The 15,250-nt window shown below is 70.5% G+C and carries 14 protein-coding genes and 1 pseudogene; 3 read left to right on the plus strand and 12 right to left on the minus strand.

Going from position 1 to position 15,250, the window contains the following annotated elements:
• Positions 1-137: 137 nt before the first annotated feature.
• The 11 genes from ACMTAK_RS12385 to ACMTAK_RS12435 all read right to left on the minus strand — a co-directional run bounded on the left by ACMTAK_RS12385 (position 138) and on the right by ACMTAK_RS12435 (position 11,663).
• Positions 138-1,523: an NAD(P)/FAD-dependent oxidoreductase gene (locus tag ACMTAK_RS12385; RefSeq protein WP_413806262.1), complete on the minus strand. Its 1,386-nt coding sequence runs from the start codon at positions 1,521-1,523 to the stop codon at positions 138-140.
• A 69-nt stretch (positions 1,524-1,592) separates the two neighbouring features.
• Positions 1,593-3,056 carry an MFS transporter gene (locus tag ACMTAK_RS12390; protein ID WP_413806263.1) on the minus strand — a complete coding sequence of 488 codons (1,464 nt, stop codon included), beginning with the start codon at positions 3,054-3,056 and terminating at the stop codon, positions 1,593-1,595.
• Between the two features lie 91 nt (positions 3,057-3,147).
• The gene (locus ACMTAK_RS12395) at positions 3,148-3,450 is read right to left on the minus strand and encodes a response regulator transcription factor (RefSeq protein WP_413806264.1); all 303 of its coding nucleotides are present in this window, start codon (positions 3,448-3,450) and stop codon (positions 3,148-3,150) included.
• A gap of 190 nt (positions 3,451-3,640) precedes the next feature.
• Entirely contained in the window at positions 3,641-4,450 is an 810-nt protein-coding gene (locus ACMTAK_RS12400; RefSeq protein ID WP_413806265.1) for an IclR family transcriptional regulator, read from the minus strand.
• 178 nt (positions 4,451-4,628) lie between these two features.
• Positions 4,629-5,462, minus strand: coding sequence for an ABC transporter ATP-binding protein (locus tag ACMTAK_RS12405; RefSeq protein ID WP_413806266.1), 834 nt, complete (start codon positions 5,460-5,462; stop codon positions 4,629-4,631).
• Complete coding sequence (locus ACMTAK_RS12410) at positions 5,455-6,390, minus strand: ABC transporter permease (RefSeq protein ID WP_413806267.1); 936 nt, start codon at positions 6,388-6,390, stop codon at positions 5,455-5,457. The genes ACMTAK_RS12405 and ACMTAK_RS12410 overlap by 8 nt, the downstream gene beginning before the upstream one ends.
• A 79-nt stretch (positions 6,391-6,469) precedes the next feature.
• Complete coding sequence (locus tag ACMTAK_RS12415; protein WP_413812866.1) at positions 6,470-7,342, minus strand: glycosyltransferase family 2 protein; 873 nt, start codon at positions 7,340-7,342, stop codon at positions 6,470-6,472.
• A gap of 11 nt (positions 7,343-7,353) precedes the next feature.
• Complete coding sequence (locus ACMTAK_RS12420; protein ID WP_078559614.1) at positions 7,354-8,145, minus strand: CDP-alcohol phosphatidyltransferase family protein; 792 nt, start codon at positions 8,143-8,145, stop codon at positions 7,354-7,356.
• Positions 8,111-9,184: an iron-containing alcohol dehydrogenase family protein gene (locus tag ACMTAK_RS12425; RefSeq protein WP_020867256.1), complete on the minus strand. Its 1,074-nt coding sequence runs from the start codon at positions 9,182-9,184 to the stop codon at positions 8,111-8,113. Before ACMTAK_RS12425 ends, ACMTAK_RS12420 begins: the two co-directional genes overlap by 35 nt.
• On the minus strand, positions 9,172-9,909 hold the full coding sequence (locus tag ACMTAK_RS12430; protein WP_210945126.1) for a phosphocholine cytidylyltransferase family protein: 738 nt from the start codon (positions 9,907-9,909) through the stop codon (positions 9,172-9,174). Before ACMTAK_RS12430 ends, ACMTAK_RS12425 begins: the two co-directional genes overlap by 13 nt.
• Positions 9,906-11,663 (minus strand): DUF5941 domain-containing protein, encoded by a 1,758-nt coding sequence (locus ACMTAK_RS12435; RefSeq protein WP_413812867.1) that lies wholly within the window; start codon positions 11,661-11,663, stop codon positions 9,906-9,908. The genes ACMTAK_RS12430 and ACMTAK_RS12435 overlap by 4 nt, the downstream gene beginning before the upstream one ends.
• Positions 11,664-12,616: 953 nt before the next feature.
• Here ACMTAK_RS12435 and galE point away from each other — a divergent pair.
• The 3 genes and pseudogenes from galE to idi all read left to right on the plus strand — a co-directional run bounded on the left by galE (position 12,617) and on the right by idi (position 14,577).
• Entirely contained in the window at positions 12,617-13,603 is a 987-nt protein-coding gene (gene galE, locus ACMTAK_RS12440) for a UDP-glucose 4-epimerase GalE (protein ID WP_413806268.1), read from the plus strand.
• Between the two features lie 58 nt (positions 13,604-13,661).
• Positions 13,662-13,898, plus strand: a pseudogene (locus ACMTAK_RS12445) (cation diffusion facilitator family transporter); the annotation flags it as partial.
• Between the two features lie 67 nt (positions 13,899-13,965).
• Positions 13,966-14,577: an isopentenyl-diphosphate Delta-isomerase gene (idi, locus tag ACMTAK_RS12450; protein WP_413806269.1), complete on the plus strand. Its 612-nt coding sequence runs from the start codon at positions 13,966-13,968 to the stop codon at positions 14,575-14,577.
• On the opposite strand, the gene ACMTAK_RS12455 is transcribed toward idi, so the two are convergent.
• Positions 14,552-15,046, minus strand: a complete 495-nt coding sequence (locus ACMTAK_RS12455) for an ATP-binding protein (protein ID WP_413806270.1) — start codon at positions 15,044-15,046, stop codon at positions 14,552-14,554. The genes idi and ACMTAK_RS12455 overlap by 26 nt on opposite strands.
• Positions 15,047-15,250 lie beyond the last annotated feature (204 nt).

Below are 15,250 nucleotides of genomic sequence, written 5' to 3' on the forward strand. Positions count from 1 at the left end.
ATGGCTGTGGTGGTGACGGTGGGTGAGGTGCGCCACCCGCGCGGGTGGCGCGGCGCTGTGGGCGGCCGAAGGCCGTTGTTGTGAGGTCGCGGCCGTGCCCGGGGGGCGTACCCGGGGGCGTGCCGCGGGGAGCCCGGCTAGGCCACGCGGGCGACCGGGGAGTCGAGCAGGAAGGTGCCCATGCTCCCGAGGTTGGCGGCGATCAGCCGGTCGGCGAGCCGGGTCGCCGGGGGCAGATGCCGGGGGGCGCCGCGGACGAGCCAGCGCACCATCCGGATCTTCCAGCCCGGCTCGGAGCCCGGCGGGATGTGGTCGAAGAGGGCGTGGATATTGGCCGGGGAGTAGAACTCGGCGGGCGGGACGATGGTGGCGAACATCCCGACCATGCCGCTGCCGTGGTGCGGGCTGCGTGCCATCGCCCGGATGAACTCCAGCTCCTCGCGGTTGTAGTCGGCGATCGCGGCGTGGTCGCGGGTGTACTGGAAGTGGCCGCTCACCAGGGCGTCGCGGCGCCGGGCGTAGTCGGAGAGGGCGGGGGCGAGGTCGCGGCCCCCGGCCAGGGCCGGTTCCACGGCCTCCACCAGCAGTTCGGCACCGCGCAGCGAGTCGGTGATACCGGCGGCGGTGATGGGGTCGCGGGTGTAGCCCGCGTCGCCGACCAGGGCCCAGCCGGGGCCGTGACAGTGGCGCAGGAAGTTGGGGACCGCGCCGGTCATCCACTTGTCGACGCGCCGGGTCTCCCGCAGCCGCTCCGCGAACTCCGGGTCGACCTCCTCGAAGGCGGAGACGACCGTGGCGTCGCGCTCCCCGTCGGCGGAAGCCTTGAAGTCCTTGACCGGCAGGGCGAGTCCGACGATGGTCAGGCCGTCGTGGGTGGGCCAGGTGAAGGCGTGCTGATGGCGGTGGCGGTAGGTGCGCACCTTGCCGTCGTGGGGCAGATCGGCCCAGTACGACCAGTGGCTCTTGTTGAGCACCGGGTGGGAGTCGTACTTCTCGGCCCCCACCAGCCGGGCGACGGTGGAGTTCGAGCCGTCGGCGCCCACGACCAGCCGGGCGTGCTCGACGATGGGGGTGCGGTCCTCGGTCTCGGCCCGGACGCCGATGACGGTGCCCTGGGCGTCCGTCAGCAGCTCCCGCAGCGCGACCTGTTCCCGCAGCTCCGCCCCTGCCTTGACGGCGGCCTCCAGCAGGATCTCGTCCAGCTTGCGGCGCTCCGGGGAGTACGCCTCGGCCACGCCCTCGACGGCGGGCAGCTTGGCCATCAGCTGAACCGGGCCGCTCTGCAGACCGTAGGAGTGAATGGGCGGGCAGCCGGTGGCCGCCACCTCGTCCAACAGCCCCCAGCGCTTCAGCCGGAGAATTCCCGGAGGGTGGACCAGATTGGTGGCGGCCCCCTTACCGCCGGGGAATTTCGCCCGGTCGAGGAGAAGGACCCGGTACCCCGCTCTCGCCAGGAGCATCGCGGTCGATGACCCACTGATGCGCGCTCCTACCACAATGACGTCGTACATAGCGTCCCCCATACCCAACGGTCACCCGGGGACCGGGGACCGGTGGATCATCTCGTTCGCTCTGACTTCGCTCTGTCCAAATTAGTTGCGCGACCGGCTCGGAAGGTTTCCCTCGTATGAATCCTCGACGGCCCCCGAAGAAATCACCTTCGTTTCGGCCGGCGCGGTGCGGCCGCGCGGTGCCATGAGAATGGCGAGACAGCCGGCGGCGGCTATTCCGGCGCCGATCCAGGCGGCGGGCCGCAGCCCGTCCACGAATTCCTGGGGCGAGCCGTATCCGCCCAGCGTGGTGAATACAGAGGTGAGCACCGCGACGCCGAGTGCCCCGCCGAGCTCCCGGAAGGTGTTGTTGGCGCCCGAGGCGATTCCCTGGTCGCGGGGCGCGACGACGTTCATCGCCATTTCCGCGACGGGCGAGAAGAACAGCCCCAGGCCGATTCCGCCGAGCACCAGACCGGGCACCTGGTCGGCGTACGCGGTGTCCGCGCTCACCACGGACGCCAGCCAGCCAAGACCCGCGGCCTCGAACAGCAGGCCCGCGGCGACCACCAGACGGTTGCCGAGCCGGGCGGTCAGCAGCGCCGCCAGCGGGGCGACGACGACCGGCATCGCCGTCCACGGCAGCATCTTCACGCCGGCCTCCAGCGGCGAGAAGCCCTGGATGTTCTGCATGAACTGGGTGAGCAGGAAGACCAGTCCGAACATGGCCGCGAACATCAGCAGGCTGGCCGCGTTGACCGCACTGAACGCGCGGTTGCCGAACAGCCGCATCGGCAGCATCGGTTCGGCCGTGCGCAGCTCCCAGCCGACGAAGAGCGCGAGCACCACCAGGCCGCCGGCCAGGAAGCCGAGCACCCGGCCGCTGGTCCAGCCGTGTTCGGTGGTGGACACCAGCGCGTAGACCACACCGAACACCCCGAGGCTGACCAGGACGGTGCCCACCGGGTCCAGCGAGGTGTCCGGGCGGGTGGACTCGGCCAGCTTCCACAGGCCGAGCACCAGCACCACCACGCCGATCGGCACATTGACCCAGAAGATCCACTCCCAGGAGATCTTCTCCACCACGGCCCCGCCGATCAGCGGGCCGAGCGCGACCGCGAGCCCGCTGAGGGCGCCCCAGACGCCCAGCGCGACACCGCGCCGGCGCTCGGGGACGGCCACGGTCAGCAGGGTGAGCGTCAGCGGCATCACCACGGCCGCCCCGAGGCCCTGTACGGCACGGGCGGCGATCAGGGCGTCCGCGCTGCCGGACAGCGCCGCGGCGGCGGAGGCCCCGGTGAAGACGACCAGGCCGGCCAGGAACACCCGGCGGCGGCCGAACCGGTCACCGGCGGCCGCACCGGCCATCAGGAAGACCGAGAAGGTGAGGGTGTAGCCGTTCACCGTCCACTCCAGGTCCTGGAGGCTGGTGCCCAGGTCCTTCTGAATGGCGGGCAGCGCGGTGATGACGACGAGGTTGTCCAAGGCGGCCATGAAGACGGTGAGTCCGGACACCACCAGCGTCCACACGGGGTTCATTCCGCTCGGGCCGGAACGGTCAGTCATGAATACCTTTCCTATGATGGCGCGATTGCTGTGCGACAGGTTGGTTCACGTCGTTATCCGGCCGACGGATAAACGGGCAGACGGGGCAACGCTAACCGGCCACGACTCTCCCCGGAACTGTACTTTGGTACAGGTGGCGGTAGCTCAGCGCGACGAGACCGGCCTGTAGCCGCGATTCCACCTGCAGTTTCGCGAGTATTGACGCCACATGTGCCTTCACCGTGCGCTCGGTCACTTGCAGCCGCAGCGCGATACGGCGGTTGGACCAGCCCGCGCCGAGCAGCGCAAATGTCTGGCGCTCCCTGGCTGATAACAACGGCACACGTTCCAGCTCCCGCGCCCAGTTGGGCACGGGAATATCGGGCACGACGGCGAGACCACCCCTGTCGGACACGGTTACATTTCCCCCTAGTTAGGCGGCTCTTCGAGCCGCCGATCATGCAAGAATCAGACTTGATTGCCCTCTTGATTATTGCGGCCGCACGCCCGTACGAGTCAAGGATTTCCGACCCTTTCTCGCCTCGCGAGAAAGGGCTGGTGAAGCACGGAGAATGCGCTTCACGTTTACTCCTGTTACCGTAAATTTACTTCATTCTCGTATCGTTGCCATCCGAACCGGAGGGACGGCCCCGCCCCAGGTCGGCCAGGCCCGCCGCCGTCCGCTCCACCGCCTCGATGACGGTCACCGGACACCGCGTCATGATCTGTTTGGGCTTCATCACCAGCACCGAGCCCATCACCAGTCCGTCCCAGGTGACCGGCGCCGCGCACTCGTTCCACCCCGCCGCGCACTCCTCGTGGCCCAGGGCGTACCCCCGCGCCCTGATCCGGTCCAGCGAGGCCAGGAGCCGCATATCGTCCTGGTAGGCGCCGGGACCGGCCTCGGCGGGCACCGGCCGGTCCAGCACCTCCGACTGGATGGTCTCCGGCAGATACGCCAGGATGGCCCGCCCCGCGGCCCCCACCCGCAGCGAGTGCTCGACGGTCTGCACCGCGCGCGGTGTCATCCCCAGCTCCGTCAGATCGGAGTCGCCGACGGCCATATCGGCGCACTGCCGGTGCGCGCCGCCGAAGGGCGCCAGCAGATAGAGGAAGGCCAGCCCCCCGGTGGCCCGGCGCAGCGCCTCCAGGAGGGCGTGGGCGGCCTCCGGCGCGGGCGAGTGCGCCAAGGCCTTGAGACCGAGCTGCGGGGCCGCCGAGCCCAGCCGGTACAGCCCCCGGCCCTCGCGGACGAAGATGCCCTGGTGCACCCCGGACTGGAGGATCCGGTAGACGGTCGAGTCGTCGAGATCCGCCGCTCTGGCCAGCGCCCCGGGCCCATGGGCCCGTCCGCCGAGCTGGGTGAAGGCCCGCTGCACGCGGAACACCCTCTCGGCATGGCTGCTTCCGCCCACGGCACCACTATTGGCCACCCCGTCAGCCCCCCGTGCAGATTCCCCCGTCGCTCTGCCCAACGTGCCACGGTTCCACACCCATTCCCATCCGGGGCACATAGTCCGCTTGTGGACAACAAAACCCCGCCGGGTTGCCCGGCGGGGCCTGATGGTTTATCGGACGACGTTCGCCGAGCGGCTACTTGCCGGTCTCCTTCTCGTACGCCTTGATGACCTCGTCGGTCGGGCCGTCCATCAGCAGCTCGCCCTTCTCCAGCCACAGCACCCGGTCGCAGGTGTCCCGGATGGACTTGTTGTTGTGGCTGACGAGGAAGACCGTGCCGGCCTCCTGGCGGAGCTCGCGGATCCGGGCCTCGGAGCGCTTCTGGAACTTCCTGTCACCGGTGGCCAGCGCCTCATCGATCATCAGCACATCGTGGTCCTTGGCCGCGGCGATGGAGAACCGCAGCCGGGCCGCCATACCGGAGGAGTACGTGCGCATCGGCAGGGTGATGAAGTCACCCTTCTCATTGATGCCCGAGAAGTCCACGATGCCCTGGTAGCGCTCCCGGACCTGTTCACGCGTCATACCCATGGCCAGACCGCCGAGGATCACGTTCCGCTCGCCGGTGAGGTCGTTCATCAGCGCCGCGTTCACACCCAGCAGCGACGGCTGACCGTTGGTGTAGACCTTGCCGCGCTCGGTGGGCAGCAGCCCCGCGACGGCCTTGAGCAGGGTCGACTTACCCGAGCCATTGGACCCGATCAGACCGATCGACTCACCCTTGTACGCCACGAAGGTGACCCCGCGCACCGCGTGCACCTCACGCATGCCCGGGGCGTTCTTCCGGCCCAGCAGGCGGCTGAGGGCGGCGGTGGCGCTGCCCTTCCCCTTGGGCCCGCCGTTGACCCGGTAGACGATGTGGACATCGTCGGCGATGACGGTGGGCACCCGTGTCGGCGCGGAAGCCGCCTGAGCGGACTGGTCGGCCCGCTCCGCCTGGGCACCTTTGTCGAGGGTTTGCTCAGCCACGGCCGTACTGCTCCTCTGCCTTCCAGAAGTACACGAATCCCCCGGCACCGAAGAGGACCGCCCAGCCCACGGCCAGCGCCCACACATGCGGCGGCAGGTTGGCCCCGGTGTAGTCGTCGATCAGCGCGTACCGCATCAGGTCCATGTAGACCGCCGCCGGGTTCCCCAGCATGGCGTCCGAGATCCACTTGCTCGCCCCCGCGTGTTCGAGCGTACGGGCCAGCGGGAACATCACGCCGGACGCGTACATCCAGGTACGGAGGATGAAGGGCAGCAGCTGAGCCAGGTCCGGGGTCTTGGCCCCCAGCCGGGCCATGATCAGCGAAAGCCCGGTGTTGAAGACGAACTGGAGCGCCAGCGTGGGAACGATCAGCAGCCAGGCGAAGGACGGGAAGTGGCCGAAGCCCAGCAGCACGATGACCAGCACGATCATCGAGAAGAGCAGCTGCTGCAGCTGCTGCAGCGCGAAGGAGATGGGGAGCGAGGCACGAGGGAAGTGCAGGGCCCGCACCAGACCGAGGTTCCCGGAGATCGCCCGTACGCCCGCCATGGCGGACGCCTGGGTGAAGGTGAAGACGAACACACCCGTCACCAGGAACGGAATGTACATGTCGTTCGCCATACCGCGGCTGCTCTTCAGCAGCATGCCGAAGATGAAGAAGTACACCGCCGCGTTGAGCAGCGGGGTCGCCACCTGCCACACCTGACCCAGCTTGGCCTGGCTGTACTGAGCGGTGAGCTTGGCCGACGAGAAGGCCACGATGAAGTGACGCCGACCCCACATCTGGCGGATGTACTCGCCGAGGCCCACCCGGGCGCCGCTCACCGACAGCTCGTACTTCCGCGCCAGCTCGGCCGGGGACAGGCCGTCGTCGGCTGATGGCGGGCCACTCACGGCTACCGCACCGTCGTGCGTAGTCTCGCTCACAGTTGACACTTTCGTCTTCAGGGTGCGCTGAGCGGGGCCGCGCCCCGGGTCGCGCCCGATGCTCTTCGTTACGAGCTTGTCAGATGACAGGAGGTCGGCCCAGTCGGGTCAGGCGCCATACCGTACGCCACTTCATGGGCCGACGTGGACCACACGGTGTCTTCCAGCCTTCACGGAACCCTCCGAACCAGGCCCGAAGTGCGGTTTTCGAGGGACGCCTGGCCAGTGTGAGCAGCAGCCAGACGCCCAGATAGACGGGGACGAGCAGCGCAGGAAGGTTACGCCGGGCCAGCCAGACCCGGTTGCGCGCCACCATGCGGTGGTAGACCGCGTGCCTGCTCGGGGCGGTGGTCGGATGGTGCAGCACCATGTCCGACCGGTAATCGATCATCCATCCGGCGTCCAGCGCCCGCCAGGCCAGATCGGTCTCCTCATGGGCGTAGAAGAAGTCGTCAGGCAACCCTCCGACCTGCTGGAACACCGTGGTACGCACCGCGTTGGCACCGCCCAGGAAGGTGGTCACCCGGGAGGACCGCAGGGGGTCGGAGGCGCGCAGCCGGGGCACATGGCGACGCTGGGTGACACCGGTGTCGGGGTCGGCGATGCGGAACGAGATGATGCCCAGCTTCGGGTCGGCGGCGAACGCCTGGCGGCACAGCTCGGCGGTGTCGGTGCCCGGGAGCAGCCCGTCGTCGTCGAGGAACAGCAGCACATCGACGTCCGACCCGCCGGGTCCGAACGCCTCGATACCCACGTTACGGCCCGCCGGAATGCCCACGTTCTCGGGCAGCTCGATGGTCCGGACGCCCTCCGGGAGCGTGGGCAGCGGCGAGCCGTTGCCCACGACGACCACCTCGACCTGGTCGCCGTCCTGCTTGGCGACCGAGTCGAGGAGTGCGCGCAGTTCCTCGGGGCGATTGCCCATCGTCAGGACGACCGCTCCGAGCTTCATTGTGCTCATGCTCACTTGAGCCTGCTCGACGCGAGGATGGACACGAGGTGAAGCAGGGTTTGCAGCAGGGCGATACCGGCCAGTACGGCAACGCCCAGCCGGGTGAAGAACAGATCGCCGCGCACCTGGTCCACGACCGCCACCACGAGGATCAGCAGCGACGCCTCGACCCCGAGGACCAGCCGGTGGAACTTCAGCGCCGCGGCCGCCCTGCGGGCCAGCGCCACACCGGACGAGCGCGGCTCGGCGGCCGCCTCCTTGACCGGCGGCAGACCGCCCTGGTGCCGGGCGACCCCGACGAGGTCGGTCTCGGCCTTGATCAGGATGGCGCCGAGCGCGGCGAGGGTGCCGAGGAACGCCCACAGCCAGTCGATCCGCCCGGAGCCCCACAGATCGGCTGCGCGCAGACCGAAGCCGACGAGCACCGCGGCGTCGCACAGGTACGCGCCGACCCGGTCCAGATACACGCCGCCCAGCGAGAACTGCTTCTTCCAGCGGGCTATCTCGCCGTCGACGCAGTCCAGCAGCAGGTAGAGCTGGACCATCAGCACCCCGAGCACGGCGCCCGCGATCCCCGGCACCAGCAGGGCCGGGGCCGCGAGGGCGCCGAAGACGGTCATCAGATACGTCAGCTGGTTGGGCGTGACCCGCGTGTTCACCAGGTGCCGGTCGATGCGCAGCGAGATTTCCCGCATGTAGAGGCGCCCGGCCCAGTGCTCACCGCTCCGCCGGTCCTTCACCCCCGCGGGGTGGACGACCGGGCGGAGTTCAGCCACTGATGGCTTGACTGACTGCTTTGGCATAGTCGGCGTATGCGTCCCTGATCGCGTCGGATGAGAGGTCGAGGTGCTCGAGGATCGTGTAGCGGCCGGGGCGCGTCTTCGGAGCGAACTCCACCACCTGGACGAACTCGTCCACGGTGAAGCCGATCTCCTCGGGCAGCACGGGCAGCCCGTGCCGGTGCAGCACCTCGGCCATGTGCTCCGACTCCTCGTGCGCCCCGCGCAGACGCATCGCGAAGGCGGCGGCCAGACCGCACTGCTCGCCGTGGCTGGCGGCGCGCTTGGGGAAGAGGAGGTCGAAGGCGTGGTTGATCTCGTGGCAGGCACCGGAGGCCGGGCGGGAGTCCCCCGCGACCGACATCGAGATGCCGGTGAGCACCAGTCCCTCGGCCAGCACCTGGAGGAAGCCGTCGTCGCCGACCCCGCCGGGGTGGCGCAGCACGGCCTCACCGGCCTGGCGCGCCATCGCGGCCGCGAGGCCGTCGATCTGCTCGCCGGTCTCCCGGTTGGACAGCTCCCAGTCGGCGACCGCGGAAATGTTGGACAGGGCGTCGCCGATACCGGAGCGGACGAAGCGGACCGGCGCCTCCCGGATCACATCGAGGTCGATGACCACGGCGATCGGGTTGGGCACCCCGTACGAGCCGCGGCCCGCGTCGTTGTCGAGGGTCGCGACCGGGGAGCACAGACCGTCGTGCGAGAGGTTGGTGGCGACGGCGACCAGCGGAAGGCCGATGCGCGCCGCGGCGAACTTCGCACAGTCGATGATCTTTCCGCCGCCCAGCCCCACGACGGCGTCGTAGTGCCCCGACTTCATGCGGTCGGCGAGCTTGATCGCGTCATCCAGGGTGCCGCCGTCGACCTCGTACCAGCTCGCGCCCGGCAGCGCCGGCGCCAGCCGCTCGCGCAGCAGGGCGCCGGAGCCGCCGCTGATGGCGATGGCCAGCTTGCCGGAGGAGGAGATCCGCTGGTCGGCGAGGACCCCCGCGAGGTCGTCCAGGGCGCCCGCGCGGATGTCGACGACGAGCGGCGAGGGGATGAGCCTCGTCAGTACTGGCACGCGATCTCACGGCCCTTCGCCAGATCGTCGTGGTTGTCGATCTCGACCCACTTGATGTCGCCGATGGGGGCCACGTCGATCTTGAAGCCGCGGTTGACCAGCTCCTGGTAGCCGTCCTCGTAGTAGAGGTCGGGGTCGCGCTCGAAGGTGGCCTTCAGCGCGTCCGCGAGGTCGGCGGCGGCCTCGCCCTCGATCAGGGTGACGCCGATGTACTCACCGGTCGCCTCGGCCGGGTCCATCAGCTTGGTGATCTTCTGGACGCCCTTGTCGGGGTCGGCGACGACCTTCATCTCCTCGTCGGCGAGCTGCTTGACCGTGTCGAGGGCGAGGATGATCTTCTGGCCGTTGCCGCGCGCGGCCAGCAGGGTCTTCTCGACCGAGACCGGGTGCACGGTGTCGCCGTTGGCGAGGATCACGGTGTGCTGGATCGCGTCACGGGCGCACCAGAGGGAGTAGGCGTTGTTCCACTCCTCGGCCTTGTCGTTGTCGATCAGCGTGAGCTTGACGCCGTAACGCTTCTCCAGGGCCTCCTTGCGCTCGTACACGGCCTCCTTGCGGTAGCCGACGACGATGGCGACCTCGGTCAGACCGACCTCCGCGAAGTTGCCGAGGGTCAGGTCGAGGACGGTGGTCTCACCGTCCACGGGCACCAGGGCCTTGGGAAGCGTGTCGGTGTAGGGGCGCAGACGCCGTCCGGCGCCGGCCGCGAGCACGAGGCCGATCATGCGGGTTCTCCTGATTCGTCGTGTACAGCGGGTGCTCCTGAGGACACCCAGAAGCGGATGCTCTCGATGAGCACCGCCAGCGCGAGGGCCGCCGCCAAAGCGGTCAACGCGATGGTGAAACCTTGGTTCTGGTGGTGCAGCAGAGCAGCGGCGGCGGTGACCGCCACCGTCCGCCCCTCGTGCCCGCCGATCGCCCGCACCAGCCGGTGCGGGGGCGCTCCCGTGCCACCACGGATGCGGTACACCGTGTCGTAGTGATGGTAGGCGACCGCCGCAACGAGCCCGAAAGCCGCCGGCAAGGCGCCGTTCACCTCCGAGCAAGCCGCCAGGATCAGGATGGTGCCGTATTCGGCCGCGCGGAAGAGCGGCGGCACCAGCCAGTCGAGGGGGCCCTGGAGCGGCGCGGAGACGGCGACGCCCGCGAGGACCGCGTAGAGCACGGCGCAGCCGACCGGCACCCAGGAGCCGAACCCGGCGGCCGCGGCGCCGGCCAGGACGGCCGCCGTGCCGAGGGCGGCCGACAGCGGGGCGAGGTACGAACCCGTCCCGCGAGGGAGGGCCTTGGCGACCAGTTCGGCCAGCGGGCCGGAGTCGGTCAGCTCGGCGAGGGCGCGGGCGGCCCGGTCCGTGCGCTCGGCCCGGCGGGTCAGCGAGCGCAGCACCCGGCCCGCGGTGGTGTAGCAGGCGGCCAGCGCACAGCCGATGAGCAGTGCGTAGAAGGTGATACGGGGCGTGGTCAACGCCGTCAGCACGGCGATCATCGCCCAGCGCTCGCCGATCGGCAGCACGATCATGCGGCGCACCCAGACCGTCCAGCCGACGCTGTCGAGGCGGCCGGAGAGGGCGGCGGTGGGGCTGGTGTTGCCGGTGGCGTCGTGGTTGGCCTCGTTGAAGGCGAAGTCCACGACATGGCGGCAGGTCTGGAGCACCATCGCGCCGAGCGCGAGCGCCCAGATGTCGTCGCCGTCGGCGCGGGCGGCGCCGAGTGCGAGGCCCGCGTAGTAGGCGTACTCCTTGGCCCGGTCGAACGTGGCGTCCAGCCAGGCGCCGAGCGTGGAGTACTGGAGCGAGTAGCGGGCCAACTGCCCGTCGGTGCAGTCGAGCACGAACGAGGCGATCAGCAGCAGACCAGCCGAGACGAACCCGGGCCGGGTGCCGGTGGCGGCGCACGCCGCCGCGATGAGGGCGGTGATGAGGGAGGCGGTGGTGACCTGATTGGGGGTCAGCCCGCGCCGGGCGCACCAGCGGGCGATGTAGCGGGAGTACGGGCTGATGCAGAAGGTCGTGAAGAAGCCGTCCCGCGACTTCACGGCCGACCGCAGCCGCACCCGCTCGTCGTCCACCGCGTCCACGGCGTCCCGCGCCGCGGCCCGCGCGGCGGCGTCCGCGGGCACGGCGGCCACGAGCACCCCGAGCTCGGGCCGGTGCACGGGGACGCCTCCGGCGTCGAGGGCGGCGGCGAGGTCGTCCACGCGGGAGTGGGCGTCGGGCGCGCCGTCGGTGACCGTGGCCGCGGACGGCTGCGTCCGGCTCCGGCTCCGGCTCCGGCTTCCGGCGTCCTTGTCCGACGCGTGGGCCGCGTCCTCGTCCGACGCGTGGGCCGCGTGCTGGTCCGAAGCGTGGGCCGCGTCGCGGGTCTCACCGGCCCGCGTGGCGGGCCCGGGAGCGGTGGCGTCCGCGGGTACGCCTGCGTCGGATACGCCTGCGTCGGCGAAACGGTCCGGCGAGGCCGTCCCGCCGCCGGTGCGGGTCACCTGACCGACAGCACCGACAGCACCGGCGTTGACGGCCCCAGCCGCGCCGGGCGCGGTCGCATCCGGCGCGGCTTCCTCGGGACCCCGCGCCGCTGAGCCGTCCAGCCCGACACCGGGACGGAGCCTGCCACGACCGCCGCGCGCGGCGGCGTCGGCCCGATCGGCCGCGCCCGCAGCCACGGAGGCGCCGGGGCTCGGGGCCGAGCCGGAACCCGGGGCCGCGCCGACAGACGGCGGCGCCTGCCCCGCGCAGCCGGGTGCGGCGGCGGGCACCGAGGTCGGGGCGGCCGCTGTCGGCGCGGCCGCGCGCTCCGGGCTCCGGGCGAAGCCGCGGGCCGGGGCGGCGGTGGGCGCCCCACCTCCGTTCCCAGAGGTCCGCGCCGTGGCGGCGGCACCCGTCACGGCGCGGGCCAGGGCCGTACGGGCCTCGGCCTGGACGCTGAGCGCACCGCGCACCGTCGCGGCCGGGAAGCGGGGGTCGGTGAGGGCCAGCCGCAGGGCATGGACATGGCCGACGAAGCGGGGGTCCACGAGGGCCACCCGCTCATGCGCCGGGACGGCGGCGAGCTCCGCCGTGACCCCGGCGGCGTCGGTCGCCGTACGCACGGCGAAGCCCAGCGACCGCAGGTCGTCCTCGAGGGACGAGCCGGCGACCGGCGCACCGGTGAGAATCGCGGTCGACAGACGAACTCACTCCTTGGCAGCTGACATGGTGGCCGCGCCGCTGATGGCACCGGCCTGGGGCCCTCCGGGCCATGGGCATCGCACGCCCTGGCCCCGTGGGGCCGGCGGCACGTCCGGCAGAGGCTATCGGATCGCTGGAAGCCGCCGTTCACCGCACATTCACCACACGATCGGGGGAACGACCACTTCCGCGCGCCGCCGATCATCATGGTGGATGGCGGCTGTCCTCCACAAACGGCGATCGCCCCGCCATGGATAGGGTGCGGGGCATGACATGGCTGATCACAGGTGGTGCCGGATATATCGGGTCGCATGTCGTGCGGGCCATGGCCGAGGCGGGCGAGTCCGTGGCCGTGCTCGACGACCTGACCAGCGGCGTCCGGGCGCGGCTGCCCGAGGACGTGCCGCTGGTGTGCGGCTCCACCCTGGACCGTGAGCTGCTGGACCGCACATTCGCCGAACTGGGGATCACCGGTGTGGTGCATCTCGCGGCGAAGAAGCAGGTCGGGGAGTCCGTGGAGCAGCCGCTCCGCTACTACCGCGAGAATGTGCACGGGCTCACGGTGCTGCTGGAGGCGGCGGTCGCGGCCGGTGTCAGCCGCTTCCTCTTCTCCTCCTCCGCCGCCGTCTACGGCATGCCCGATGTGGAACTCGTCACCGAGGACACCCCGTGCCTGCCGATCAATCCGTACGGAGAGACCAAGCTGGCCGGAGAATGGCTGGTCAGAGCGGCTGGCGCGGCCCACTCCCTCTCCACGGCCTGTCTGCGCTACTTCAATGTGGCGGGTGCCACGCGCCCCGAGCTGGCCGACACCGGAGTCTTCAACATCATCCCGATGATGTTCGAGCGGATCACCGGGGGAGAGCCGCCGCGGATCTTCGGTGATGACTACGACACCCCCGACGGCACCTGTGTCCGCGACTACATCCATGTCGAGGATCTGGCCTCCGCCCATCTGGCCGTGGCCCGTCGGCTGGCCGCGCAGCCGGAGCCGGGCGATCTCACGGTGAACATCGGCACCGGCCGGGGCGTCTCGGTGCGGGAGATGTCCGATCTGATCGGCGAGATCACCGGCCGCCCGGAGCTCACCCCCGTGGTGGGGCCGCGCCGGGCGGGCGATCCGGCCCGGGTCGTCGGATCCACCGAACTGATCGCCAAGGAGCTGGGCTGGAGCGCCCGGCACGATGTGCGCGCGATGGTGGAGTCGGCCTGGGAAGGCTGGTGCCTGCACCACCCCGAGGCCCGGCGCGGCTGACCGGGCGGGGCACACCGGGCCCCGCACGACCGCTCCGGCCATGCCGGGGCCCGCCCTCATGATCGGCCTGCCCTGGGTCGAGGGGCTGCACGACCTCCACGTCTGGACCATCGCCTCGGGAATGCCGGTGCTCTCCGCGCATGTGGTGGTCGTCCCGGGGGCCCTGGACGCGATGGGCCACGAGCGGATGCCGCACGCCCTCCAGGGAGGTCTCGGGGAGCACTTCGACGCCGGGCACCGCACGTTCCAGCGGGAACCGGGTGGGCATGCTGATCACGAAGCCAAGCTGTGCCACTGTCACAGACGAGGGGCACATGTGCGGCAGACTTGGACGTTCACGAGTCGGAACTATGAGGATGGTCATGCCGATCACACCTGCCAACGGCGGCTCCGCCGAGACCGCCGAGACCGCCGCGCCGAGCGGTTCCGCAGAACGGATCATGCTCGAGCTGGTCGACGAGGACGGTACGACGATCGGCACCGCGGAGAAGCTCTCCGCTCATCTCGCGCCCGGGCAGCTGCACCGGGCGTTCTCCGTCTTCCTCTTCGACGACGAGGGGCGGCTGCTGCTCCAGCGCCGCGCGCTGGGCAAATACCACTCCCCCGGGGTCTGGTCCAACACCTGCTGCGGCCACCCCTACCCCGGTGAGCCGCCGTTCGTGGCCGCCGCCCGGCGCACCGCCGAGGAGCTGGGCGTGGCGCCCGCGCTGCTGCGGGAGGCGGGCACGGTCCGCTACAACCACCCGGACCCGACCTCGGGCCTGGTGGAGCAGGAGTACAACCACCTCTTCGCGGGGCTGGTGCGGGCGACCCCGCGCCCGGACCCCGAGGAGATCGGCGAGATCGCCTTCGTCACCCCCGACGAGCTGGAGAAGCTGCGTGCCGAGGGGCCGTTCTCGGCGTGGTTCATGACCGTGCTGGACGCGGCCCGCCCGGCGGTCCGTGAGCTCACCGGGACGGCGGCAGGCTGGTAGCGGCGCCGGGCAGCGGAAGGGCGGCCCAGACCACCTTGCCGCCGCTCGCCGTGTGGTCCACGTCGTAGGCGCCGCCCGCCTCCTCCGTGATCGCCGTCACCAGCAGCAGCCCCCGCCCACCGGTCCCGCCCTGGTCCGCCATGAGCGCGACGGGGCGGTAGGGATGGTTGTCCTCGACGGCGATCCGGACCCAGTTCCGGCTCAGGCAGACCTCGACGCCGATCTCGGGGGAGAGCAGCGCCGCGTGCCGCACCGCGTTGGTGACCAGCTCGGAGACGATCAGGAGCAGGCTCTCCACCAGTTCGTCGTTCACCGGCGCCCGTTGATGGACCAGCAGCTCGCGCACCGCGTGCCGGGCCTGTGGCACGGAGGAGTCCAGGGCCGGTGCGGTGAACCTCCAGGTCCCCTCGTAGCCGACCGGGGGCGGGGCGTATCCCGCTTCGGAGGGGACTCTTCCGACGATCTCCATGTGCGATACCCAACCCCTCGCCGCGGCCCGACCACTCGTATCGAGTGTTGGGAAGCTCTGGTACTGACCAGAGGACTACGCACAACTTGATGCTTATCGAGCGTTTTTGATCGTTGGCGTATGCCACGGTCACGCGCTCGACTGTTCCTGCTCGCGTGGATTCCGTGCATTGACTCTATGGAGTCCGAGCCTTGTCCTGGCCGT

It is taken from the genome of Streptomyces lacaronensis (assembly GCF_047337785.1).
Taxonomy (GTDB): Bacteria; Actinomycetota; Actinomycetes; order Streptomycetales; family Streptomycetaceae; genus Streptomyces; species Streptomyces lycopersici.